Raw genomic sequence first — 23069 nt, forward strand, 5'->3', positions numbered from 1 at the left:
CTCGGTCGTTCTCGATCGGGCGGTGCGACATCTCGGACGGTGCATTCTTGCGGGTCAGAACGGCCACGCCTTGTCGGCGACGTCGCCGATGGCGTCACCGGCTTCGGAGGCGAGATCGCCCACGGTGTCGACGGCCCCCGTGGTGAAGTCGCCCACGGCGTCGGCCGCGTCGGACGTGAAGTCGCTGATGGCACCCCAGTTGTCGTGGACGAGCTGGCCGACGGCCATCCCGCCGGCGGCGAGGCCGCAGACGACGTCGACGGGCGGCGGGGTCATCAGGGCGGCCGCACCGAGGCCGGTCATGACGGAGTCGTAGCCGGCGCGGCCGTAGTCGCCCTCCGAGATGTCGTTGGCGACCGTGAAGCCGCCGAAGGCCACGCCCAGGGGTCCGAGCGCCTTGCCGACCGTACCGAGACTGCGCGCGAGCGCACCCCCCTCCGACAGCGACGGCAGGAAGCGCGAGAGCGTGCCCCAGTTCTTCGGGCTGAGCGCGTCCCCGAACTCGGCGAGCCGACCGGTCTTCCAGGCCTGGGAGAAGTTCTTGAAGATCCCGAGGTCCTTGTCCCAGCCGGAGAGGTTGGATAGGAAGTTGCGGATCTTCAGGCTGGTGCCGAGCAGGCCGACAGCGGTGCCCATGCCCTTGAGCGGCGTCCAGAGAGACTTCAGGAAGTCGTAGCCCGGAATGCCGCCGTTGCCGCCGTTGCGGCCCGAACCGCCCGAGCCGCCGGGACCGCCGCCCGAGCCGGAGCCGCCCTGGCCGCTCGTGGTGTCCTGCTGTCCGGCGTTGCGCCGCAACGCCTCCGCCAGCTTGCCGAGGTCGGTGCCGAACTGGGTGAGCTGCGCCTCGACCGGGGGCCACCGGTTCATCAGGTGGTCGAGGTCGGCGCCGCCCCACTGGCCCTTGAGGGCGTGGACCGCGCGGCTCGCCTCGCCCTTGACGGTGTCGCACTCACGCGCGTGGCCCGTGATGCGCTCGGCGGACGCCCGCAGGGCCACCGGATCGGCACCCTTCTTGTAGATCGCCATCTGTGCTGCTCCCCTGACGTCGTCGCCGTGTTCGTATGCCCTGTGCCCGGGCCGATCCCGGGGCTGTCCTCTCCCGGTCCTCCGGCCCACCCGCAACCTACGCAACAGGGCCAAGCCGGACAATGGGGAGCACTCCCCACGGTCGCCCCGTCGCGTCACCGGCGCCTTGGAGTCAGCCCAACGGCAGGTCAGCCACCGAAGCGACGGTGCCGGCCGGCATACGCCCTCAGGGCACGCAGGAAGTCGACGTGGCGGAAGTCGGGCCAGTACGCCTCGCAGAAGTAGAACTCGGAGGTCGCGCTCTGCCACAGCAGGAAGCCGCCGAGGCGCTGCTCCCCCGACGTGCGGATGACGAGGTCGGGGTCGGGCTGGCCCTTGGTGTAGAGGTGCTCGGCGATGTCCTCGACGGTGAGCTCAGCGGCGATCTGCTCGATCGTCTCGCCACCAGCGGCGCGTGCCAGCAGCAGGTCGCGCACCGCGTCGGCGATCTCGCGGCGGCCGCCATAGCCGACGGCGACGTTGACCGTCATGCCGTCGACCTCCTCGGTCTGCCTTGCCGAGGCGCTGAGGCTCGCGGCGGTCTCGGGTGGCAGCAGGTCGAGGGCGCCGACGATCTTGAGGTGCCAGTTGCCGGACTCGGCGAGATCGGCGACGGCCGTCTCGATGATCTTCAGGAGCGGGGCCAGCTCGTCCTCGGCCCGGCGCAGGTTGTCGGTGGAGAGCAGCCAGAGGGTGACGTACTCGACGCCGGCGTCGCGGCACCACTCGAGCAGCTCCTCGATCTTGTCGGCGCCGGCCTGGTGCCCGCTGGCGGTCCCGGCGCCTCGCGCGCGGGCCCACCGGCGGTTGCCGTCGAGCATGACCGCAACGTGTCGTGGGAGCGCCTCCTTCGGGAGGTCCTTGAGGACTCGGCGTTCGTATGCGCCGTAGACCACATCGCGCCACCCCACGGGGCCTCCTCGTCGACTCGATCGCCATCGCCGTCGGTCACGCCGGCGGGCCGCGGGTCCACCGTACCCCCCGCCCATGGCGGCGCCGAGGGGGTCGGCGGGCGGTGGCGCGAAGCTTCGGTGAAGGAGTCGTGGCGGACGTGTGACGTCGTCGGCCGCATGCCGAAAACGGCAAACTTACCCATCCGTAACCTACGGTTGCGTAAGTTACACTGGCGGACATGAGCACCACGCCCGAGCGCCCCACCGAGGACACCGCGACCGGGCCGGTCGCCGACCTCTTCGCGGTCGTCAAGCCCCGCCTGCGCGGCTGGCTGCACCTCGGCATGTTCCCCGTCGCCCTGCTCGGCGGCCTCGTCCTCGTCTTCCTCTCCCCGCCCGGCGCCGTCCGCACGGCGTCCCTGGTCTTCACCGTCAGCGCGGCCCTGCTCTTCGGCGTCTCGGCCGTCTACCACCGGGGCACGTGGGGCCCGAAGATGTCGGGCGTGCTCAAACGCTTCGACCACTCGAACATCTACCTCATCATCGCCGGCACCTACACGCCCTTCGCCGTGACGCTGCTGCCGGCCGACCAGGCGCGGCTGCTCCTGTCGGTGATCTGGGGAGGCGCCGTCGCCGGGGTGCTGTTCCGCATCTTCTGGGTCGGTGCGCCCCGCTGGCTCTACACCGCGCTCTACATCGGGCTCGGCTGGACCGCCGTCTTCTACGTCGTGCCGTTCTGGCGCGAGGGCGGCCCGCTCGTCGGGACGCTCATCAGCCTCGGCGGCCTGCTCTACACCGCCGGCGGCATCGTCTACGGCATCAAGCGGCCCAACCCGTGGCCCCGGTGGTTCGGCTTCCACGAGGTCTTCCACGCGTTCACCCTCGGCGGCTTCCTCACGCACTTCGCGGCCGTGACCCTCGCGGTGATCGGCTACCAGGCAGCCACCTGAGCACGTCGAAGGCCATGCGCCCGCTTGACGAACGAACGCCCCGGCTCGGTGCCGGGGCGTTCGTCGTGGCCGATGGCGTATGCCGTCAGGTCGGGTCTCAGGGGCGAGGTCCCTCGCCGTCGGGGCCGGGGTGGTCGGCCGTGTCGTCGATCGGGGGACCCTGAATGCGGCCGTCCCGGCCCTCCGGGTCGACACGACCGGGCGGGTTGACGGCGTCCGCGTCGGCACTGGTGGCATCGGCTGCCTGCTGCTCGTCGCGGTCGCGGTAGGCCATCCGGCGCAGCCGGCTGTTCATGTTGCGCACGAGGAACCACAGCGCCACCGCCAGGACGAAGAAGGCGATGAACCCCCAGATGCCGGGCCCGACCGGCAGGTTGCCGCTGCCACCCATCAGACGTCCGCCTTCTCGGTGTCGTGGTCACCGGAGGCGACCGCCTCGGCGCCCGCCCGCAGCTCGGCGTCGTCCTCGTCCACGTGGGTGTCTGAGCTGTCGCCGTGCCGGTGCGCGGCCTCGGACGCGGCTTCCTCGGCCTCCTCGGCCTCCGGCTCGCCGGTGACCCGCCCGTCGTGGACGAGTTCGAGGCCGGCACGCGCCGCCAGCGCGTCGGCCTCCGCCGGGCTGCCCAGACCGGCGAAGAGGTCGTCCTCGCCCTCGGCGATCGGCACGTACGACAGCGCCGCCTCGAACTCCTCGACGCCCCAGACCCGCTTCTGGATCTCGAGGGGCACCTGGAACCAGAAGCCGTCGGGGTCCACCTGCGTCGCGTGGGCGATGAGGGCGCGGTCACGCGTCTCGAAGTAGTCGGCGCAGGCGATCGTCGTGGTGGGGCGCCCGGAGCGGCGCGGCTTCCAGTTGGCCAACCACTCGGCATACGGGCTCTCGAGCCCCTCGGCGAGCATCGCGTCGTGGATGGCCTCGAGGCGGTCCTTGGACCAGCCGCCGTTGTAGTAGATCTTCAGCGGCTGCCACGGCTCGCCGGCATGCGGGTAGCGCGTCGGGTCGCCGGCCGCCTCGAAAGCCGCCATCGACACCGTGTGGCACATGATGTGGTCCGGGTGGGGATAGCCACCCTTCTCGTCGTAGGTCGTCATGACGTGCGGGCGCCACGCGCGGATGACCCGCACGAGGGCTTCGGTGGTGACGTCGATGTCCTCCAGGGCGAAGCAGCCGTCGGGCAGCGGCGGCAGCGGGTCGCCCTCCGGCAGACCGGAGTCGACGAAGCCGAGCCACGTGTGCTCGCAGCCGAGCACCTCCTGGGCGGCCTTCATCTCGTCCCGGCGCACCTGGGCGATGTCGCGCAGGATGTGCGGGTCGTCCTTGAGCTTCTCGTTGAGGATGTCGCCGCGCTCGCCACCCGTGCACGACACGACCAGGACGGAGGTGCCCTCGGTGACGTACTTCGCCGTCGTCGCGGCGCCCTTGCTCGACTCGTCGTCGGGGTGCGCGTGCACCGCCATCAAACGCATGCCCTCGGCCACGTGGCTCCCTGCTCGTCGGTTCTCGTCGTTCTCGTCGGCTGTCGGAGGGCGCGAGGTGGCTGGTCGGCCGGCGGCGCCCGGGTCCGTGCGCCTGGCGCGATGCCATGGGAGACACTGGACCCGTCGTCATCCTCTCACTCCCCCGCACCTCCCGGTGCGCGGCCTCGAACCGCCAGGACCCCGTATGCCGTCCCGCACCACCTTGCCCCGCCCTGCTCCCGGCCAGCTGAAGTGGTGGGTCTTCGGCACGCTCGCCATCCTCGCCGGGGTGGGCCTTGCCATCTGGTTCGGGCTCTCGGCGACCCTCGGGCAGCCGAGCTGGGACACGCTCGGCTACAAGGTCGTCAGTGACGAGCAGGTCCGGGTCGACTTCCAGGTCTACCGGCCCGGCGGCACGGCCCTGACCTGCACCGTCGAGGCGCTGGCGCGGGACTTCTCCCCGGTCGGCACCAGCACCGTCGAGGTGGCGGCCAGCGCCGACGAGACGACGTCCGAGTCGGTGACCCTGCGCACGACCTCTCGTGCGGTGACGGGGCAGGTGAAGACCTGTTCCTGAGGTCCCCTCACCCGCTCCCGCAGGGGTCGTCCAGCGGCTCGTTGCGGGGGCCTTTCTCCGCGTAGACTGCGTGTTCGGGCTCTCCTTTGTTATCCTTGTTGCTTCATCAAGGGTCCGGACCCGTCGCCGACCGGCATCATGAGTTGACGACACCACGGTTCGGGCCCTTCGTTTTGTTGCAGGCGCCCACGCGAGCACCGCGTGGGCGTCTTTCTTCCAAGGAGTGACAACAGTGACCGACACTGCCGCTGGCTTCCTGACCCAGGAGGCCCACGACCGCCTCAAGGCGGAGCTCGACCAGCTGACGGGCGAAGGTCGCATCGAGATCGCGCGCAAGATCGAGGAAGCCCGTGAGGAGGGTGACCTCAAGGAGAACGGCGGCTACCACGCCGCGCGCGAGGAGCAGGGCAAGATGGAGGCCCGCATCCGCCAGCTCACCGAGCTTCTCCAGAACGCCACGATCGGCGAGACGCCCCCCGACGACGGCGTCGTCGAGCCGGGCATGCTCGTGACCGTCGAGATCTTCGGCGACGAGGAGACCTTCCTGCTCGGCAACCGGGAGATCGCCGACGGGTCCGACCTGCAGGTCTTCTCCGAGAAGTCCGCCATGGGCGCCGCCATCAACGGCAAGAGCGTTGGCGACAGCACGAGCTACGAGGCCCCCAACGGCAAGACGATCGGCGTGAAGATCATCGCCGCCAAGCCGTACACCGGCTGACCGCGACGCCAGGCGCTTGACGAACGAGCCGGTTCCCCCAGGGGGAGCCGGCCCGTTTTCCTCCCCTTTCAACCGTCGAAAGGCCACAAACCGGGCGCACCGGACGCGCCCCGCCGTCTGCGCTTCCACCGTCGAAAGGCCACAAACCGGGGTCGAGACCCCCGCGCCTCCAACCGACGAAAGGCCACAAACCGGGTCGGCCACCGAAGACGTCGGCCGGCTGGCGGCTCAGCGACGACGCGGTCGCCGGAACTGCTGCGGCGCGTGGAACTGCGGCCCTGCCTGACTGACGGTCAGTGCCTCAGGATTCCTGCCCAACGCCACAGCGAGCTCGACGAGGCGCGCTTCCCGGTCGGCGTCCACGAAGATGTCGTCGCTCACCATCGGCACCACGGTCCACTCGTTGCGCCGGAAGCGCTTGAACCGGATATCGTCCGCGGCCCGTTGCTCCGGCGAGGAATGCCATTGAACGCCTTGGTACTCGCCGACCACGCGTTCCTCCCGCCACACGAGGTCACCGCATCCCAGCCACTCACCCGACTCGCTGATGACGGGCTCGTTGAGCAGCGGCTCCGGCAGTCCAGCGCGCACGATCATCAGGCGAGCCCTGGTCTCCATCGCGGATGCTGAACCCACGCGGATGCGCGGGATGGCATACGTCAGCGTCACCTTGCCGCGAGGCCTGACCCGCCGTTCGACCGCTCGCTTGAGCGGGTCGACACCACCTGCGAGATTGGCGACGGCATCACCGGCTGCGATCAGGTCGTCGAGACCCGCTGGCTTGCCAGGACCCACCATCTCGCCGAGGTCGACCCACGTGTCGCACGGCTCGATGACCGGGAGCCCGTGGACGATGATGGTCCGCCGCCACTCCAGACCACGATGACCGCACACCTCGTCTCGCCGCATGCGGTTGGACACGGTCGCGCGCATGATGTGCAGCAGGCAGTCAGCCTCCATCTGCTCGGACACCGGAACGCCGAGCAGCTGTGCGGCGGTGACGTGGGAGAACGCGAACGGCCAACGTGATGCCGCGGCGAAGGCTCGCGCACGCTCCAACAGGTCGAGGGGCGGGTCGGTGGTCCGGACCCCGTGGGTCGGGCGCCAGAGGTCGTCGCCACGGAGACGGTCCTCGGTGACGCCGAGACGCAGTGCCTCCCGAACAGCGAAGGGCCTGGCCAGCAGTGCGGGCGGTAACGACGACGGTTCCACCTGTCGACCGTCGCGCACAGGTGAGGGCACGGCACGACCGCTTCGCCGAGCTGGGGACAAGCCGGGCAGCCTAGTAAGAGGTGTGGAGAGCCCGGTTTGCGGCCCTTCAACGGTTGGCGAGGCGGTGCCAACCCCCGGTCTGTGGCCCTTCGACGGCTCAAGTGGGCGGGCGGGTGCCCGGTTTGTGGCCTCTCGACGGTTCAGAGGGGGATGGTGTGGGCGAGGGTGCGGGCGACGGCGGGGTGGTCGGGTGCGAGCAGGCCGACGGCGAAGAGGACGTATGCCGTGTCGACCGTCGCGCGCGCCGCACGCGGAACCTTCCAGCCGCCCGCGTGGTCGGCGAGGACCGCCCCGAGCACGTGCTCGGCGCCTGCGGCGTCGGTGTTGCGCACCACTCCTCCGGAGCCGATCAGGGCCGCGACGTCGGCGAGCGGGCGCGGCGACTCGGTCGGCTGGGCAGGGCGGGCGTGCCGCCGCACCGCGACGAGGGCCGCCAGCCGCGCCAGCTCCAGGTCGAGCCCGCGCTCGAGGACGTCGACGGGCAGCGAGCCGGGGCGTTCGTGGACGCGCGCGGCATACGCCCTCAGCACGTCGGGGTCGGCGACGGCGCCGAGCAGGTGCTCGGTCTCGGCGGCCCCGAGGACGTGCTGGGCGTTCCACCTCATGCCGAGGTCACCTTCGACGGTGCGGGCGTGCCAGAGCGGCGCCACGACGTCCTTGCGCAGTCCGGCGTCCTCCCCCTGGGGTGTCAGGCAGGAGTAGACGTCGCTCGTCGCGCCGCCGATGTCGACGACGAGCACGTCGCGGCCGCCGCTCACCCCGGCGAGCACCTCGACGCCCCGCAGCACGGCGTCGGGAGTAGCCGCCTGCACCATCTCGGCGAACGCCGGGTCCCGCGACAGCCCCTTGCCGCCGATGACGTGACGCAGGAAGGCGTCGCGGATGGCGGCGCGCGCCGACTCGGGGGCGATGACCCCGATCTGCGGCAGCACGTTGTCGGCGAGCACGACGGGTCGTCCGGTGGCGGCGAGCGCGGCGGCGGCCCCATCCCGCGCATCGGCGTTGCCGGCCACCACCACCGGCACGGCGTGCGCGCCGTGACCACCGATGGCTGCCCTGGCGAGCTGGGCGGCGTTGTGCAGCAGGACGGCGGCGTTGCCGCCGTCGGTGCCCCCCACGAGCAGGACGATGTCGGGGCGAGACGCGCGCACCCCGACGACGTCGGCGGCGCTCAGCTCGCCGGCCGCCACGTGCACGACCTTCGCGCCCGCCGAGAGCCCGACCCGGTGTCCGGCCTGGGCCGTGACGGTGCGCTCATAGCCCACGACCGCGAGCCGCAGCCCGCCGCCGGCACTGGAGCAGGCCCGCACGGTCGCGTCCGCGGGCACGTCGAGGCAGTTGCGGAGCGCCCGGTAGCCCTCGAGGATGTCGCCGCGGCCACCGGTCCCCGTCGTAGGCGTCGACGCCGTGCCCAGCACCCTGCCGTCGTCGCCGATCAGCAGCCCCTTGGTGAACGTCGAGCCGAAGTCGACCGCGAGGAACGTCATGCCCAGACTCCGGCCCGCCCGAGGAGCACGGCGGGTCAGCCGTGGATGTCGAGCGCCTCGCGAAGGTCGGCGATCAGGTCGTCGACGTCCTCGATGCCGACCGACAACCGGATGAGGTCCGAGGGCACCTCGAGCTCGGTGCCGGCCACGCTCGCGTGCGTCATCCGGCCCGGGTGCTCGATGAGCGACTCGACCCCGCCGAGGGACTCACCGAGCGTCCAGAGGCTGACGGCCGCGCACGCCTTGACGGCGGCATCCTCGCCCCGGAGCATCCGGAAGCTCACCATCCCGCCGAACCGCGTCATCTGGCGCGCCGCGACGTGGTGGTTCGCGTGCCCCGGCAGCCCGGGGTAGAGCACCTGCGAGACGCCGTCGTGGCCCTCGAGGAACTCGACGACCTTCTCGGCGTTGTCGCAGTGACGCTCCATGCGCACCGAGAGCGTCTTCAGCCCGCGCAGCGTCAGCCAGGAGTCGAAGGGACCCGCGATGCCGCCGATACTGTTCTGGTGGAAGGCGATCCGATCCTCGGCGTCCTCGAAGCCGGCGACCTGGATCTCCTTCGCCGTCACGACCGCGCCGCCCACGACGTCGCTGTGCCCGCCGGAGTACTTCGTCGTCGACATCGTGACGATGTCGGCGCCCAGCGCGAGTGGCGTCTGGAGGTAGGCCGTCGCGAAGGTGTTGTCGACGACGAAGACGCAGCCGGCCTCGTGTGCGATCGCCGCGATGCCCTCGATGTCGGCGATGCCGAGCAGCGGGTTGGTCGGCGTCTCGATCCACACCATCTTCGTCTGGCCGGGACGGATCGCAGCGCGGACGGCCTCGAGATCGCCCATGTCGACGATGGAGTGCTCGATGCCCTGCGGCTTGGCGACCTTGTTGAAGTAGCGGTACGTGCCGCCGTAGGCGTCGTTGGGCACGACGACATGGTCGCCGGGGACGAGGAGCGCCCGGGCGACGGTGTCCTGTCCCGCCAGCCCGGACGCGAACGCGAAGCCGCGGCCGCCGCCCTCGAGCGCGGCGATGCATTCCTCCAAGGCGGTACGGGTCGGGTTGGCCGAACGGCTGTACTCGTAGCCGTTGCGGAAGCCGCCGATGCCGTCCTGCTTGTAGGTCGAGACCTGGTAGATCGGGGTCACCACCGCCCCCGTCAGCGCGTCGGCCTCCTGGCCGGCGTGGATGGCTCGCGTCGAGAAACCGTGCTCGTCAGACATGCACCCGAGCCTATGCCCTGAGGTCGGCTCGTCCGGGGGCGGCCGGCACCTCTCCGCACCGGTCGAGCCGGAGTGCGACCGACGTCGCGCACCGGTCTGCACTACAGCAACGTGGGCGGGCGGACGCCCGGGCCGGTCCTCTCGGCGCTGTCGACGGTCTTCCCGGGGTCCGTGCCGTCCAGGAGCAGGTGCGGCCGTATGCCGTGTGGTGGCAGCCCCACAACCGCGTGGCCGCCGCCGCGACGGGGCCGCTCCGGGTGCTCTCGGGGACTCGATGACCAGGGCATCGGGGTGAGCGCGCCGGACCGGGGCTGGGTCGGCCAGCTGAGTGGGCGCCTCACCGCCCGCGGCTGGGACCACCGCGTCGTGGACCTCGGCGTCCACCGGGTGCGGCCCAGGACGTGCTCGACGCTTGATCACCTGAGCCGGCCGCACGGCATACGCCCCCGGGGCGCGCTGTGGCGCAGCGGTGCTCAGTCGAGCGGGTCGAGGATGCGGTGCAGGAACTGCTGCGCGCGCTCGGTGCGTGGACGCGTCAGCACCTCGTCGGGCGTGCCCCGCTCGACGATGACGCCGCCGTCCATGAACAGCACCTGGTCGGCGACCTGCTGCGCGAAGCGGATCTCGTGCGTGACCACGACCATCGTCCAGCCTTGTGCCGCAAGGTCCTTCATGACGGTCAACACCTCGCCGACCAGCTCCGGGTCAAGGGCGGACGTCGGCTCGTCGAAGAGCATGAGCTTCGGCCGCACGGCGAGCGCCCGTGCGATGCCGACGCGCTGCTGCTGGCCGCCGGAGAGCTGGTAGGGGTAGGCCTGCGCCTTCTCCTCGAGCCCGACGAGCCGCAGCAGCTCGTGCGCCTCGGCAGCCACCTCGGAGCGGTCCCGGCCCTGGGCGAGCACCGGGCCGGCGGTGACGTTCGCGAGCACGGAGAGGTGCGGGAAGAGGTGGTGCGACTGGAAGACCATGCCGCTCTGCGCGCGCAGGGTCGCGATCTGGCGCTTCGTCACGGGAGGTTGCGCGAAGTCGACCTCGACGTCGCCGATGCGCACGACGCCGGCGTCAGCGACGTCGAGGGCGTTGAGCGAGCGCAGCACGGTCGTCTTGCCCGACCCGGACGGTCCGATGAGGACCGTGACGCTGCCCGGCGCCACCTCGAAGTCGATCGACCGGAGCACCTCGTGGTCGCCGAAGGACTTCGCGAGCCCAGCCACCGAGACGAGTGAGTCGCGCTGGGGCGGAGACGAGCTGGTGGTGGCTGTCATGTCGAGACGTACCTGTTCTGTCGGTGCTCGAGGCGGGCCTGGCCGAACGATAGGGCGAGGCACACGACCCAGTAGTAGACGGCCGCGACGCCGTAGAGGGCGAAGAACTGGTAGGTCGGTGCCGCAGCCTCCTGTGCGACGCGGAGCAGCTCCGTCACCTGGATCGTGGACGCGAGGGACGTGTCCTTGACGAGCGAGATGAGCGTGTTGGACAGCGGCGGGATGGCGGTGCGGGCCGCCTGCGGCAGCACGACCCGGCGCAGCGTCGTGGCATACCCCATGCCGACGGTCGAGGCGGCCTCCCACTGCCCCTTGGGGACCGAGAGGATGGCCGAGCGGATGACCTCTGCAGCGTAGCCACCGACGTTGAGCGTGAAGGCCAGGATCGCCGCGGGGAACGGGTCGAAGCGCACGCCCATCGCCGGCAGCCCGTAGTAGATGATGAACAGCTGCAGCAGCAGCGGCGTGCCACGGATCAGCGAGACGTAGAGCCGGGCCAGGGCCGAGACGACGCGGATCGACGACAGCCGCATCAGGGCCACGGCGAGCGCCAGGACGAGGCCCAGGACGAAGCTGATCACGGTGAGCGGGATCGTCGACGTCACCGTGGCGCGCAGCAGCGGCCCCAGTGAGTCGACGATCAGCTGGACGGTCTGGTCGTTCACGACCGGCTCACGACCCGGAGACCGCGGCGGGCTGCTTCGAGACGTCGGCAGAGAAGTACTTCTGCGAGAGCCTCGTCAGGGTGCCGTCGGCCTGGAGGTCGGCGAGCGCCTTGTCGATGGCGGCGACGAGGTCCGAGCCCTTGCGGGTGGCGATGACCTGCTCGGAGACGTCGCCGGTCTTGCCGGCGATCTTGACGCTCTTGTCACCGGTCGACTTCTGGTAGTCGAGCACCGCGAGGCTGTCGTTGACGGTCGCGTCGACCCGGGACTGCTTGAGCAGCGTGATGGCCTGCGTGAAGCCCTCGACCGACTCGACCTGCGCGCCGGCGTCCTTGGCGACCTTGGCCCAGTTGCTCGTCAGGCTCTGCGCCGACTTCTTGCCCTTGAGGCTCGCGAGCGAGGTGATCGACGACTCGTCGGTGCGGGTGGCGATGACGCCCTCGGACCACGTGTAGGTGGAGCTCAGGCCGTACAGGCCGGCCCGCTCGGGGTTCTTGGTGACCTGGTTGGCGACGACGTCGTAGCGGTCGGCGGCGAGACCGGCGAAGATCGCGTCCCACGGCGTCTCGACGTACTCGACCTTGACACCGAGCTTGTCGGCGACGGCCTTGGCGACCTCGACGTCGTAGCCGGTCAGGGCGTTCGTCTTGGGGTCGTGGAAGGAGAACGGCGAGTAGGTGCCCTCGGTGGCGACACGCAGCACGCCGGCCTGCTTGACGGCATCGAGGTCGGAGCCTCCGCTGGAGCCGCTGCTGCAGGCGGTGAGGACGAGGGCGACGATCGTGGCGAGCAGGGCGGTGAGGGTTGACCTCGAACGCATGGGAACACTTCCTGGGAGGCTGGCGGGACGGGCGGACGGCGGCCAATGTATAAGCGCCCGTTGGGATGGGCATAATCGTCCGAGGCGGACGTCCACCGCGTGCCAACTCCCGATTACCCACCGGCATTCCCCATCGGCGTGTCGTGCCCTCCGCCCGCCCCGGGTCGCACCCCCTGCAGCTCAGTCGCGCAGGCCGCGCAGGTAGCCGTCCAGGGCAGCCCGGTCACTGCCCAGCGTCTTGACGTCGCAACGCAGCGTCGCACTCGCCTCGCGCGCCGTCAGGGTGTAGGTCTGGCCCTGCCCCCGGCGAGGGCCACGACTACTGTGGGCCAGCTCAGCCGACGTCGTGGTCGCGGGCCCAGAGGGCTGCAGAGGTCCTGTCGCCGACGCCGATCTGGCGGAAGACATTGCCGAGGTGCACCTTGACCGTGCGCTCGCTGATGCCGAGCACCCGTGCGATCTGCTTGTTGGCCAGACCACGCGCCACATGCGTCAGCACCTCACGCTCACGATGGCTGAGCGCTGGACCGCCCGGGTGCCGCTCGGCGGACGGCAGCAGGGCTCGCGCGACCCGGGGGTCGAGCGGCGCGTGGCCGGCCGCGGCCGCGCGCACGGCGTCCAGCACATCATCGGGCTCGCTGTCCTTGAGGAGGTATCCGATCGCGCCGGCCTGGACAGCCGAGCGCACCCGCTCGGCCTCGGCAAAGGAGGTCAGGACCACCACGGGAGCCGTCGAGCCGTGGCTCCGCAGCCGGCGTATCGCCTCGACACCGTCGACGCCGGGCATCGACAGGTCCATGAGCACCACGTCCGGGGCGAGCCGGGCGACGACGTCGACCGCCTCGGCACCGTCGGCGGCCTCCCCCACGACGCGCAGGTCGAGGCTGGCATCGATGACGGTGCGCAGACCGGCCCGGACGAGGCGGTGGTCGTCCACGATGACGACGGTCGTCATCCGTCCTCCTCCCCAACCGGTAGTGCGAGCAGCCACTGCGTGCCGTGGCCGGGCCCCGAGCGCACGCGCAGGACCGCGCCGAGGTCGGTGGCCAGGTCGGCGAGCACGCGCACGCCGAAGTGTCCCTCGACTCGCGGCAGAAGTGTGGGATCGAAGCCGGCCCCGTCATCCTGCACCTGCAGCGCGACAGGGCGTGCTGGGTCGGTGGGGTCGGCACCGAGTAGGACGGTGACGTGCCGCGCGTCGGCGTGGCGCACGACGTTGCGCAGGCACTCGCGGGTGACGCGGTGGGCCACCTGCTGCGCCTCCTCCGTCAGCCGGCCCGCCTGCGCCTCGTCGACGTCGACCGTGACGGCGATGCCACGGCCCGCGAGGGGCCGCGCCAGGTCGGTGAACGCCGCCGAGAGGCCGGCGTCGGCCAACCGCTCGGGGTAGATGTCGACGAGCAGCGACCGCAGGCTCGCGACGCTCGCGCGCACGGTCGACGCGGCACCCGCGATCGCCTCGGCGAGGCCCGCCCGGCCCTCGACGCGCGCTGACTCCGCGGCGCCGCTGACCGCGAACGAGCTCGCGACGAGGTCCTGCACGGGTCCGTCGTGCAGGTCCGCAGCGATACGGCGGCGCTCCCGGGCCGAGGCATCGACCGCACGCCTCAGCAGCGACTCCCGGTGGGCCTGGGCGGCGGCGAGCCGGTCGAGCAGCCGCCAGAGGATCGGCGCCATCAGGATGAGCAGCAGCAGCAGGCTGCTCGCGAGCACACCGGCGAGGCCCCGCCACAGGTCGGAGGCGCGCGCGCTGACGGGCGCGTAGTCGCCGTAGACCTCGAAGAGCAGCTCGGCACCGGACGGCGTCCAGACCGGGCGGTACACCTCGAGGAGCTTGCCGCCGTAGCGCTCGAACTCGTTCTCCGAGCGGTCGAGGTCCGACACCTCGGCCCGGGTCTGGGCAGAGGCGAGGGTCTCGCGCTGCTCGTCGCCGAGCGTGAAGTGCTGCCCCACCAGCCGCGTCTCGTCCGCGTAGACGATCCTTCCGTCCGGCGCCCAGAGCTTGACCCGCACGATGCCGTTGGGCAGCACGCGCTCGCGCACGACCTTGTCCAGGGCGTCGTATGCCGCCGCGTCGCCAGTCAGGAGGGCGTCCTGCAGCACGGGTTGGACGACGGCCAGGGCAAGCAGGTTCGTCGTGTGGGCCGCGTCGTTGACCGCCTCGCGCTCCGCGAGCCGGCTGGCTGCGAAGGAGGCACCCACCACCACGGCCACGAAGACCGCCAGGGCGGCGACCGCGAGCTGGGTCAACATGCGTCGCCGGCTCGGCAGGGGTCGCATGGTCGCTGGCGCCACGCCGTCGGCGAGCGTCCACCAGGAGGGAGGGCCCTGGCGCTGAGGCTCGCCGACGGCTCGCAGCGCCGCCGGGGACGGGGAGCCCTCCCGGCGCGGCGCCGCCACCGCAACGGGCACGGGCACGGGGACGGGGACGGGGACGGTGTCCCCGGCACCCGTGCGGTCGGTGCGGTGGCTGCTCAGTGGTCCTCACCTCCTGAGCCGTCCGAGCCGTGACGGCCGGAGGAGTGGGAAGCCGAGTCGTCCGAACGCGAGTCGTCGGAGCCTTGACCGCTGGACGAGTGGGAATCCGAGTCGTCCGAGTGCGAGGCGTCCGAAGGCGAGTCGTCCACACCCGACCGGGACGAGGTCGTCGAGGTGCGGTTGCCGCCGTGGTCGTCGCCGGCCTCGGTGGTACGGCTCGCGCGCGGCCGGTCACCGCCGTGGTCGTCACCGGCCTCGGTGGTGCGGTGGGCGCTGGGCGTGGCCACCGGCGTACTGGTGGGGGCGTCGTCGCCGGACTCGGGCACGAGCTGTGCCGAGGCGGGCACCCGGGCGGGGACGCTCTGCGCGAAGGAGCTGTTGCCGACGAGGCCGAGCGTGGCCGGCACGAGGGCGGCGAACGCGGCGGCGGCGATGATGATGCGTCTCATGGGGTTGGACCTTTCACGTCGGGTGCTGTCGGTCCACCGTGCGGTCGGGGGGCGGGCAGGCACCATCGGGCTTTGGTCCTAGTACCTGCCCACGACGACGCCGCGCGGGCATCGCGGGTTCACCCTCGGCGGAGGCACGCAGGTCCTTGGCCCATTCGCGGGTCCAGCCGGTCACGACGAAGCCCAGCCGTTCGTTGATGGCGATCATGTGCACGTTCGTGTCGGCGTTCCAGGTACGCACGCTCGTGACGTCAGGCCGTGCGCGCTGGAGGCCACGGAGGTTCGCGAGCTTGCTGGCGAGCCCGAGCGCATGGCCGCGGTGCTCGCGCAGCACGAGGGTGTCGGACTGGACGGCGAGGTCGGGCTGCCCGGGACGGACGACGAGATCAGTGAAGGCCACGAGCCGATCGGTGGGCACGTGCCGCGCGACCGTCTCGATGCCCCAGATCGGGCTCGGGGTGTTCCACAGCTGCCGCACCCGCTCGGCGTCCCAGTCCTCCTCGTCGAGGTCGATGTCGCCGGAGGGGGCATCGGTGCTCATTCGGCGCGCCAGCAGCGCGCGGTCCTCGAGCCACTCCTCCGGGAGCGCGTCGACGGCCGTCTCGATGACGTATGCGGTGGGGTCGGTCCCCGGGTCGAGGCGGGCCAGCGTCTCCTCACTCACGGGCAGCGCGAGGTCCTGACGCAGGTCGAGGAGCGTCTGCCGGAATCCGTTGGCCAGCGCGAACTCCGTTGCGGCGTCGCCGTGCTCGACCGGGGCTCCGCTGTGCTCGTGGATGCGGGAACTCGCATCCTCGGCGACGAAGGTACGACGCACCTCGTGCCGCCGCGCCGTGACGTCGACGACCTCCTCGATCGAGGTGCGCTGGGCTGCGTCGCCCCAGACCGCACGGTGGCGGCGTGGTGCACCTCGAGCCACGCATCACTTCCCGGATCACCGACTGCGAGTTGGATCTCCTTGATGCTCAGGCTCATCCGCCGATCTCCACGATCTTCTGCCACTCACGGCTGTAGCCGTCGACGACGTAGCCGAGACGGCGGTTGACGGCGAGCATGTGTTGGTTCGAGGCGGCGTTCCACGTGCGGATCGCGGTCACCTGCGGCAGCTCGTCCATGACGCGCAGGGCGTTCGCGGCCTTGAGCCGGAGGCCCAGACCGTTGCCGCGGTGCTCCTCGAGCACGAGCGTGTCCTGCTGGTAGCCGAGTCCCGGCTCGGCCGCCGCGACGGAGATCTGCGTGAAGGCCACGATGCGATCGGTCGGCAGGTGGCTGGCCACCGTCTCGACGATGCGGCGACCGGCTGATCGGAGGCGTTCCTGCTGCTCCCACAGCAGGTCCGCGTCCCAGAGCTCCTCCTCGAGCGCGAGGTCGTCGCTCGGGGCGTCCGTGCTCATTCGCTGCTGGAGCACCGCCCGGTCGTCGAGCCATGCCTCGGGCATGTCGTCGACGTAGCTGTCCAGCAGGTACTCCTCGGCGCCGTCCGCCCGAACCACCTCCGTCAGCATCGCCCGGTTCGCCGGGAGCGCCATCTCGCTTCGCAGGACGGTCTGACCGACGACGTAGCCATGGGCCGTCGCAAACGACTCGGAGGCGTCCTGCCCGTCATGTGCCCACTCGGACTCGGCGAGGTAGACGGTGCGACCGTGCTCGGCCCCGATCCGCTCCGCCTCCCGGAGCAGGGCCGACCCGACGCCCTGCCCTCGCGCGGCCGAAGCCACGGAGAGCCACACCATCGCCGCGCTCGTGTTGTCCAGAACGGGGAGCTGCACCTCCAGGGCACCCACCACGCGGCCTTCGGAGCACACTGCGAGGTTGACGCGCTTCTTGGTCCCGGTGCGGTGCAGCGCCTGCAGCTCATCGAGCGGCCACGCGCTCCCCCGGTCGCCGAAGAGCTCGCGCTGAACCGAGGCGTGGACCTCGACCCACTGCCTGGCCACCGCCTGCTGCGCCGGGTCGAGCAGGTCGATGGTTCGGATCTCGGGGTGGTCTCTCACGGCCCAGAGTCTGTCGAGCCCGTCGCGGCGGTGCCAGCGATTTGTCCGGAACTGCGCGACCCGGCATACGCAAGGGGTTGCCGGCGTTGAAGGGAGGTACGACGCTCCCAGCACGAAGGATGTGACACTGGCATGGTGTTCGGATTCGGTAGGAAGTCCCAGATGCCCAGCCGCGACGAGGCCCTCACGGGCCGCGCGGAACGGCCGTATGCCGTGAACCCCACCCACGTCGTGCTCGGCACCCCGCTCGAGGGCCCGTGGCCCGACCGCTCAGAGGTGCTCTACGTCGCGATGGGCTGCTTCTGGGGCGTCGAGCGGATCTTCTGGAAGCAGGAGGGCGTCATCTCGACGGCCGCCGGCTACATGGGCGGCTACACCCCCAACCCGACGTACGAGGAGACGTGCACCGGCCGCACCGGTCACGCCGAGACCGTCCGCGTCGTCTACGACCCCGAGAAGACCTCCCCCGAGCTGCTGCTCAAGGCGTTCTGGGAGAACCACGACCCGACGACCGCCAACCGCCAGGGCAACGACATCGGCACCGCGTACCGCTCGGCCATCTACTGGACGACCGAGGGGCAGCGGCTCGCCGCCGAGGCCACGCGCGAGGCGTTCCAGAAGGTGCTCGACGACAACGGCTACGGACAGATCACGACCGAGATCCGCTCGGCCGACGATGCCGGACGGTTCTACCTCGCCGAGGACTACCACCAGGGCTACCTGCACAAAAACCCAGGCGGCTACTGCAACCACGGCCCCAACGGCATGACGTGCCCGGTCGGCATCGTGCGCCAGGACCAGCTGCCCGCCCAGCAGGACATCGCCCCGCCCGCCTGAGCAGGGCCGTGCGGCGCTCGGGTGCGGCGCAGTGGGATCTCGGATCCCGCTGCGCCGCAGTCATGACCGCCCGGCGTGGGAGGATCCGGCCATGGCCGACAAGAGCTTCCACCTCACACGTGAGACGACGATCGCTGCTCCTCCCGAGCGGATCCACTCGCTCGTCAACGACTTCCACGAATGGCAGTCCTGGTCGCCGTGGGAGGGACTCGACCCCGTGATGGAGCGCACCTACGACGGCCCCGCGAAGGGCGTCGGCGCCGTCTACGCCTGGCGGGGGAACCGCAGGGCGGGCGAGGGCCGGATGGAGATCCTCGAGTCGCAGCCACACCACCTCGGCGTCGACCTGCTCTTCGCAGCCCCCATGAAGGCGCACAACCGTATCGACTTCACGCTGACCCCCGCCGGTGACAGCACCCACGTCGAGTGGGCCATGACCGGGCCGCAGAACCTCGTCATGCGTCTGATGAGCACGATGTGGTCGATGGAGAAGCTCATCGGCCCCGACTTCGAGAAGGGCCTCGCACAGCTCAAGCGCGTCGCCGAGGAGGGATGAGCGCGTCGTCATCCGACCTGCGAGGCGCGACGGCGCGGTCGTCGGCACCCTCCAGCTCAGCATCATTCGCGGACTGTCCCGGCGCGGCGCGACTCGATCGGTCATCGAGGGGTCCGCGTGGCCCGCGGGGAGCGGCTCCGGCCTCGGCACCGAGCTGGTCACGTGGGCGGTCGACGAGTCACGCCGGCTGGGCTGCTCGCTGGTGCAGCTGACGAGTGACGCGAGCCGCACCGACGCCCGCCGCTTCTACGAGCGGCTCGGCTTCGTGGCCTCGCACGTCGGCTTCGAGCTCCAGCTCGACGACTGACCCCGCGGGCGGGGCCCACGGGGTCGGTCTTCGCGCTCGGCGCCCCTCAGAAGATGCGCACCCGCTGGTCCTCGTCGAGCCACATGGCGTCTCCCGGCTCGACCCCGAAGGCCTCGTGGAACTCCGACAGGTTGCGCACCGCGTTGCCGCGCACGTCCTGCGGCGAGTGCGGGTCGATCGCAAGTAGCCGGATCGCCTCGGCCTCGCGGGCCTTGCCCTTCCACACCTGCGCCCAGCCGATGAAGAAGCGCTGCGGCCCTGTGAACCCGTCGATCTCGGGCATGCCGTCGTCCGCGGTGGCGATGCGGTAGGCGGAGTAGCCGATCTGCAGCCCGCCGAGGTCGCCGATGTTCTCGCCGACCGTCAGGCCGCCGTTGACCTTGTGCTCCTCGGACAGGCCGGCCGGAGTGTACTGGCTGAACTGCTCGATGAGCCGCTGGGACAGCGCATCGAACCGCTCGCGGTCGTCCTCGGTCCACCAGTCGCGCAGCGCGCCGGTGCCGTCGTAACGCGAGCCCTGGTCGTCGAACCCGTGCCCCAGCTCGTGGCCGATGACCGCCCCGATGCCGCCGTAGTTGACGGCGTCATCGGCCTCGAGGTCGAAGAACGGCGGCTGGAGGATCGCCGCCGGGAAGACGATCTCGTTCATCGACGGCATGTAGTACGCGTTGACCGTCTGGGGCAGCATGAACCACTCGCTGCGGTCGATCGGCTTGCCGATCTTCGCGAGGTTGCGGTCGACCTCGAAGGCGGTGCTGCGCCGGACGTTGCCCACCAGGTCGGTCGGGTCGATGTCGATCGCCGAGTAGTCGCGCCACACGTCGGGGTAGCCGATCTTCGGGGTGAACGCATCGAGCTTGTCGATCGCCTGCTTCCGCGTCTCGGGTCCCATCCACTCGAGCGATGAGAAGGACCGGCGGAAGGCCTCCACGAGGTTGCCGACGAGCTGCTCCATGCGGGCCTTGGCCTCCGGCGGGAACCAGCGCTCGGCGTACAGCTGGCCGACCGCCTCGCCGACGCACGACTCCACGATGGAGACGCCGCGCTTCCAGCGCTCCTTGTTCTCCGGCTGCCCGGAGAGCGTGCGGCCGAAGAAGTCGAAGTCCTCGTCGACGAACGACTGGGGCAGCAGGCTGGCGAACTCCGACAGGACGTGCCAGGTCAGCCACGCGCGCCAGTCGTCGATGTCGCCGGACTCGAGAGCCCCACCGAGAGCCGCACCGAGGGCCGTGACGAAGCTCGGCTGGCGGATGACGACCTTGCCGAACGCTCCCGCCGGCGCCTGCAGGCCCGAGAGCCAGGCGTCCCAGGGGAACTGTGGCGCAAGGGTCTTCGCCTCATCGAGCGTGTGGGCGTTGTACGTCCTGATGGCGTCGCGGTTGCTGACGGTGTCCCAGTGCGACTTCGCGAGGAGCGTCTCCAGCGCCATGATGCGGGAGGCCTTCTCCTCGGGCTCCGGGATCGCCGCGAGCCCGAGCAACCGCGCGATGTGGGCGACGTATGCCGTGCGGATCTCGGCGTACTTCTCCTCGCGGTAGTAGGACTCGTCGGGCAGCCCGAGGCCGCCCTGCTCGAGGTAGACGACGTAGTCCTCGGGCGAGCGCTCGTCGGGTGACACGAAGTGCTGCAGCACCCCGGCGACCCCGTCCCGGGCGAGCCGGCCCAGGGCCCGGCCGAGGCTCTCGACGTCGGCCACCGACGCGACGTGCGACAGGACCGCCTGCAGCGGGGCCAGGCCCAGCTCCTCGATGCGGTCGGTGTCGGTGAAGCTGGCGTAGAGGTCGCCCACCTGCCGCTTCGGCGTCCCGGGCGCCCCGTCCTCGGCCCCTGCGGCCTCCTCGATGAGGTCGCGCACCCGCGCGGTCGACTCCTCGCGCAGCACGTCGAACGTGCCGAAGCGCGCCCGGTCGCCCGGGATCTGCGTCGTCTCGAGCCAGGTGCCGTTGACGAAGCGGAAGAGGTCGTCCTGCGGCCGGACGGACCGGTCGAACGCGTCGAGGTTGATGCCGGACTTCATGACCACGTTGTCTCCAGACTGCGAGTGCCGGGCGGAACCGGCGTGACTGTCCAGAGCCTAGTCACGGACGCCGACGTCCCGGGGGGCTGCCTCGTCCTGCGTGCTCAGCGGCGCAGGCGGCCCGCGACCACCCCGGCCAGACCCACGATCAGGAGCATGCCGCCGAACGCCCCGATCAGCGGCGGACCGACGAGGCGAAAGCTGAGGTCGGCGTCGGTGAGGTTGGCCACCAGCACGTAGGCCGCCACGAGCATCGTCAGCAGTCCGAGCATGATCGCACCCGGACGTGGCCCCTTGTGAACCGTGACGAGGGCCGGACGAGGAGCGGGTTGCGGGGCCTTGGCAGGTGCCGGCCGGGCCAGCACGGGCGGGGGCCACGCCGGGTCGACCGGGGCGGCCGGGGGCGGCGGCAGGTGTGGCAGCTGCGACCCCTCAACCACCGCGTCGTCCGGTACCGGTGTGGCCGGTGCCACCCGGAACGGGGATCCCGTGGGGAGCGCCGCCGTGCCGCCGACCGGGATCGTCGTCGTCACTTCCGGGTCGGCGGTCGGGTCCGTGAACTGCTGGGTGGTGGGCGTCTCGTCCTGGCTCATGTCGGTGGTCTCCGCTGCGTTGGTCGTCTCGGCGTTGCTGTCGCTGTTCGTGCCCTTGGCCTCGTCGGCGCTCATGACGCGCTCCCGGTGATGACCCGGATCTCGCCGACGCCGACCTCGGCGTTCACGACGATCTGCTCCGGTCCCGTCTGCGAGCCGTAGGTCAGGGTGCGCTGCCAGGCGACGCCGCCGGCGTCGAGCCCGCCCGGGCCCTGCTTGCCCGACTCGATGTTCACGGTGCCTTGGGTGCTGTCCGCCGCGTGCAGCGCCCCGAGCCGTGCCTTGGTGTTGACGGTGACGCGAACGCCCTTCGGCACGACCAGGTCGATCTGCCCCATGCCCATGGTGGCCTTCACGGTGTCGGTGCCGGGCGTGGCCGCGTAGTCAGCCTTCGTGAGGTCCACCTTCATCTGCCCGAGACCCAGCTGGAACGAAGGCGGCGGCGTCATCGAGGTGACCTGGTGGGTCACGTCACCTGCCTCCCAGGGTTGCGTCAGACCGGCGGGCGCTGCGGTGGCCACGACGGCAGCCACCATGCCGGTGACCGCGAAGAAGGCGAGCCCTCCGGAGCGCCGGCCGGCGATCCCGGCAGCGAGGATGCCGAGGCCCAGCGTGCCGACGCCTGAGGCCAGCCCGATGGCGACGGGGTTGCCGGGCCAGCCCGCCGACTGCGCCACCGTGCCCAGCACCACACCGGTCACGATCGCGAGACCGAGCACGAGCAGCCCTCCGGCGAACCCGATGGTCGGCGTCCGCTCGCGCACCGGCGTGGGGGCGGTGGTGGTCGGCGCGGCGAGCGTGGCGCCGGCGTTGGCCGCCGCGTTGCCCGTGGAGCCGTATGCCGTGGGCGCAGGAGCGCCTGCCGCCGCAGGGGTGCCGTGCGCCGTCTCGCCCGCTGCGCCCGTGGCGGTCGGGTCTGCGACCGGGTCAGCAGTGGACGTGTCGGGACCGCCGGCCGTGCCGCAGCTGCCGCCGGGATTCTTCCACGGGGCCTGCGCCATCAGCTCACGGCCGGTCCCGGTCCGCGTCAGGAACCACCAGGCGCCCGCGACGAGGAGCGCGAAGCCGAAGAAGCGGAAGCCGCGCGAGTCACCGCCCCACCAGGGGCCGCCGCCGAGGACCGCGATCGCCGTGACGACGAGCAGGAAGATCGAGTGACCCTCGCCGTGCCTCAGGGCGCGCTCGATGTGGATCTCGCCGCGCTCGTCGGGCATGAGGAGCCACAGCACGAGGTAGAGGGCCAGGCCCATCCCGAAGAAGATGGAGAAGAGGATGAAGCCCGCGCGCACGACCAGCGGGTCGACGCCGAGCCACCGCGCCAGTCCCGTCGCGACGCCGGCGAACCAGCGGCCGTCTCCCCGGCGGACGACTCCCGGGCGTCGCAGGGCCGTGTAGAAGCCGTCCAGGCCATGCCCCTGCGGGGGGGCCGCGTTGCTTTTCGTCATGTCACCAGA

24 protein-coding genes are annotated in these 23069 nt (G+C 71.2%); 6 read left to right on the forward strand and 18 right to left on the reverse strand.

What is annotated here, in order from left to right:
* Positions 1-54 precede the first annotated feature (54 nt).
* Positions 55-1026, reverse strand: a complete 972-nt coding sequence (locus AC3WRT_RS11930) for a WXG100 family type VII secretion target (RefSeq protein ID WP_492722125.1) — start codon at positions 1024-1026, stop codon at positions 55-57.
* Positions 1027-1214: 188 nt separating this feature from the next.
* Positions 1215-1976 (reverse strand): isoprenyl transferase, encoded by a 762-nt coding sequence (locus tag AC3WRT_RS11935; RefSeq protein ID WP_492722127.1) that lies wholly within the window; start codon positions 1974-1976, stop codon positions 1215-1217.
* A 221-nt stretch (positions 1977-2197) separates the two neighbouring features.
* Here AC3WRT_RS11935 and trhA point away from each other — a divergent pair, with 221 nt between their 5' ends.
* On the forward strand, positions 2198-2908 hold the full coding sequence (gene trhA / locus AC3WRT_RS11940) for a PAQR family membrane homeostasis protein TrhA (RefSeq protein WP_492722129.1): 711 nt from the start codon (positions 2198-2200) through the stop codon (positions 2906-2908).
* 97 nt (positions 2909-3005) lie between these two features.
* Here the strand turns inward: trhA and AC3WRT_RS11945 are convergent, their stop codons facing one another.
* Both AC3WRT_RS11945 and mca read right to left on the reverse strand, forming a co-directional pair.
* Complete coding sequence (locus AC3WRT_RS11945; protein ID WP_492722131.1) at positions 3006-3299, reverse strand: hypothetical protein; 294 nt, start codon at positions 3297-3299, stop codon at positions 3006-3008.
* Entirely contained in the window at positions 3299-4387 is a 1089-nt protein-coding gene (mca, locus tag AC3WRT_RS11950; protein ID WP_492722132.1) for a mycothiol conjugate amidase Mca, read from the reverse strand. Before mca ends, AC3WRT_RS11945 begins: the two co-directional genes overlap by 1 nt.
* Before the next feature lie 184 nt (positions 4388-4571).
* On the opposite strand from mca, the gene AC3WRT_RS11955 reads away from it, so the two are divergent.
* On the forward strand, positions 4572-4943 hold the full coding sequence (locus AC3WRT_RS11955; RefSeq protein WP_492722134.1) for a DUF4307 domain-containing protein: 372 nt from the start codon (positions 4572-4574) through the stop codon (positions 4941-4943).
* Between the two features lie 232 nt (positions 4944-5175).
* Entirely contained in the window at positions 5176-5661 is a 486-nt protein-coding gene (greA, locus tag AC3WRT_RS11960) for a transcription elongation factor GreA (RefSeq protein ID WP_492722138.1), read from the forward strand.
* Positions 5662-5889: 228 nt separating this feature from the next.
* Here the strand turns inward: greA and AC3WRT_RS11965 are convergent, their stop codons facing one another.
* The 11 genes from AC3WRT_RS11965 to AC3WRT_RS12015 form a co-directional block, all read right to left on the reverse strand.
* A complete protein-coding gene (locus tag AC3WRT_RS11965) occupies positions 5890-6873 on the reverse strand; it encodes a putative endonuclease domain-containing protein (protein WP_492722140.1) in 984 nt (327 codons plus the stop codon).
* Positions 6874-7073: 200 nt separating this feature from the next.
* Positions 7074-8420, reverse strand: a complete 1347-nt coding sequence (locus AC3WRT_RS11970; RefSeq protein ID WP_492722142.1) for a glutamate mutase L — start codon at positions 8418-8420, stop codon at positions 7074-7076.
* Positions 8421-8455: 35 nt separating this feature from the next.
* Complete coding sequence (locus AC3WRT_RS11975; protein WP_492722144.1) at positions 8456-9634, reverse strand: cystathionine gamma-synthase; 1179 nt, start codon at positions 9632-9634, stop codon at positions 8456-8458.
* 473 nt (positions 9635-10107) lie between these two features.
* Complete coding sequence (locus tag AC3WRT_RS11980; protein WP_492722147.1) at positions 10108-10899, reverse strand: amino acid ABC transporter ATP-binding protein; 792 nt, start codon at positions 10897-10899, stop codon at positions 10108-10110.
* Positions 10896-11564 carry an amino acid ABC transporter permease gene (locus tag AC3WRT_RS11985; protein WP_492722149.1) on the reverse strand — a complete coding sequence of 223 codons (669 nt, stop codon included), beginning with the start codon at positions 11562-11564 and terminating at the stop codon, positions 10896-10898. Before AC3WRT_RS11985 ends, AC3WRT_RS11980 begins: the two co-directional genes overlap by 4 nt.
* 7 nt (positions 11565-11571) lie before the next feature.
* Positions 11572-12384 carry an amino acid ABC transporter substrate-binding protein gene (locus AC3WRT_RS11990; RefSeq protein WP_492722151.1) on the reverse strand — a complete coding sequence of 271 codons (813 nt, stop codon included), beginning with the start codon at positions 12382-12384 and terminating at the stop codon, positions 11572-11574.
* A gap of 334 nt (positions 12385-12718) precedes the next feature.
* The gene (locus AC3WRT_RS11995) at positions 12719-13339 is read right to left on the reverse strand and encodes a response regulator (protein ID WP_492722153.1); all 621 of its coding nucleotides are present in this window, start codon (positions 13337-13339) and stop codon (positions 12719-12721) included.
* Positions 13336-14637, reverse strand: coding sequence for a sensor histidine kinase (locus tag AC3WRT_RS12000; protein ID WP_492722154.1), 1302 nt, complete (start codon positions 14635-14637; stop codon positions 13336-13338). The genes AC3WRT_RS11995 and AC3WRT_RS12000 overlap by 4 nt, the downstream gene beginning before the upstream one ends.
* Positions 14638-14858: 221 nt before the next feature.
* Positions 14859-15311 carry a hypothetical protein gene (locus tag AC3WRT_RS12005; RefSeq protein WP_492722155.1) on the reverse strand — a complete coding sequence of 151 codons (453 nt, stop codon included), beginning with the start codon at positions 15309-15311 and terminating at the stop codon, positions 14859-14861.
* 13 nt (positions 15312-15324) lie between these two features.
* Positions 15325-16230, reverse strand: coding sequence for a hypothetical protein (locus tag AC3WRT_RS12010; protein WP_492722156.1), 906 nt, complete (start codon positions 16228-16230; stop codon positions 15325-15327).
* A gap of 52 nt (positions 16231-16282) precedes the next feature.
* Positions 16283-17305 carry a GNAT family N-acetyltransferase gene (locus AC3WRT_RS12015; RefSeq protein ID WP_492722157.1) on the reverse strand — a complete coding sequence of 341 codons (1023 nt, stop codon included), beginning with the start codon at positions 17303-17305 and terminating at the stop codon, positions 16283-16285.
* 162 nt (positions 17306-17467) lie between these two features.
* Between AC3WRT_RS12015 and msrA the strand changes: the two genes are divergently transcribed.
* The 3 genes from msrA (at position 17468) to AC3WRT_RS12030 (ending at position 19005) form a co-directional block, all read left to right on the forward strand.
* Entirely contained in the window at positions 17468-18142 is a 675-nt protein-coding gene (gene msrA, locus AC3WRT_RS12020) for a peptide-methionine (S)-S-oxide reductase MsrA (RefSeq protein ID WP_492722158.1), read from the forward strand.
* A 91-nt stretch (positions 18143-18233) separates the two neighbouring features.
* Positions 18234-18698: an SRPBCC family protein gene (locus AC3WRT_RS12025; protein ID WP_492722159.1), complete on the forward strand. Its 465-nt coding sequence runs from the start codon at positions 18234-18236 to the stop codon at positions 18696-18698.
* 10 nt (positions 18699-18708) lie between these two features.
* Positions 18709-19005 (forward strand): GNAT family N-acetyltransferase, encoded by a 297-nt coding sequence (locus tag AC3WRT_RS12030; protein ID WP_492722245.1) that lies wholly within the window; start codon positions 18709-18711, stop codon positions 19003-19005.
* A 46-nt stretch (positions 19006-19051) separates the two neighbouring features.
* On the opposite strand, the gene AC3WRT_RS12035 is transcribed toward AC3WRT_RS12030, so the two are convergent.
* From AC3WRT_RS12035 to AC3WRT_RS12045, 3 genes are all read right to left on the reverse strand, one after another.
* Positions 19052-21022, reverse strand: coding sequence for a M13 family metallopeptidase (locus tag AC3WRT_RS12035; protein WP_492722161.1), 1971 nt, complete (start codon positions 21020-21022; stop codon positions 19052-19054).
* Between the two features lie 104 nt (positions 21023-21126).
* Positions 21127-21690, reverse strand: a complete 564-nt coding sequence (locus tag AC3WRT_RS12040) for a hypothetical protein (protein WP_492722163.1) — start codon at positions 21688-21690, stop codon at positions 21127-21129.
* Positions 21687-23060 carry a PspC domain-containing protein gene (locus AC3WRT_RS12045; protein WP_492722165.1) on the reverse strand — a complete coding sequence of 458 codons (1374 nt, stop codon included), beginning with the start codon at positions 23058-23060 and terminating at the stop codon, positions 21687-21689. The genes AC3WRT_RS12040 and AC3WRT_RS12045 overlap by 4 nt, the downstream gene beginning before the upstream one ends.
* Positions 23061-23069 lie beyond the last annotated feature (9 nt).

This window comes from Terrabacter sp. FW104-15G4B, assembly GCF_058790095.1.

Excerpts from the sequence above, each read along its gene's own strand:
- AC3WRT_RS11990 (WP_492722151.1), bottom strand. The coding sequence starts at position 12,384 with ATGCGTTCGAGGTCAACCCTCACCGCCCTGCTCGCCACGATCGTCGCC.
- AC3WRT_RS12000 (WP_492722154.1), bottom strand. The coding sequence starts at position 14,637 with ATGTTGACCCAGCTCGCGGTCGCCGCCCTGGCGGTCTTCGTGGCCGTG.
- AC3WRT_RS11995 (WP_492722153.1), bottom strand. The coding sequence starts at position 13,339 with ATGACGACCGTCGTCATCGTGGACGACCACCGCCTCGTCCGGGCCGGT.
- AC3WRT_RS11975 (WP_492722144.1), bottom strand. The coding sequence starts at position 9,634 with ATGTCTGACGAGCACGGTTTCTCGACGCGAGCCATCCACGCCGGCCAG.
- AC3WRT_RS11930 (WP_492722125.1), bottom strand. The coding sequence starts at position 1,026 with ATGGCGATCTACAAGAAGGGTGCCGATCCGGTGGCCCTGCGGGCGTCC.
- AC3WRT_RS12045 (WP_492722165.1), bottom strand. The coding sequence starts at position 23,060 with ATGACGAAAAGCAACGCGGCCCCCCCGCAGGGGCATGGCCTGGACGGC.
- AC3WRT_RS12005 (WP_492722155.1), bottom strand. The coding sequence starts at position 15,311 with ATGAGACGCATCATCATCGCCGCCGCCGCGTTCGCCGCCCTCGTGCCG.
- trhA (WP_492722129.1), top strand. The coding sequence starts at position 2,198 with ATGAGCACCACGCCCGAGCGCCCCACCGAGGACACCGCGACCGGGCCG.
- msrA (WP_492722158.1), top strand. The coding sequence starts at position 17,468 with ATGCCCAGCCGCGACGAGGCCCTCACGGGCCGCGCGGAACGGCCGTAT.
- AC3WRT_RS12025 (WP_492722159.1), top strand. The coding sequence starts at position 18,234 with ATGGCCGACAAGAGCTTCCACCTCACACGTGAGACGACGATCGCTGCT.
- AC3WRT_RS12035 (WP_492722161.1), bottom strand. The coding sequence starts at position 21,022 with ATGAAGTCCGGCATCAACCTCGACGCGTTCGACCGGTCCGTCCGGCCG.
- AC3WRT_RS11955 (WP_492722134.1), top strand. The coding sequence starts at position 4,572 with ATGCCGTCCCGCACCACCTTGCCCCGCCCTGCTCCCGGCCAGCTGAAG.
- AC3WRT_RS11945 (WP_492722131.1), bottom strand. The coding sequence starts at position 3,299 with ATGGGTGGCAGCGGCAACCTGCCGGTCGGGCCCGGCATCTGGGGGTTC.
- AC3WRT_RS11980 (WP_492722147.1), bottom strand. The coding sequence starts at position 10,899 with ATGACAGCCACCACCAGCTCGTCTCCGCCCCAGCGCGACTCACTCGTC.
- AC3WRT_RS12040 (WP_492722163.1), bottom strand. The coding sequence starts at position 21,690 with ATGAGCGCCGACGAGGCCAAGGGCACGAACAGCGACAGCAACGCCGAG.
- AC3WRT_RS11970 (WP_492722142.1), bottom strand. The coding sequence starts at position 8,420 with ATGACGTTCCTCGCGGTCGACTTCGGCTCGACGTTCACCAAGGGGCTG.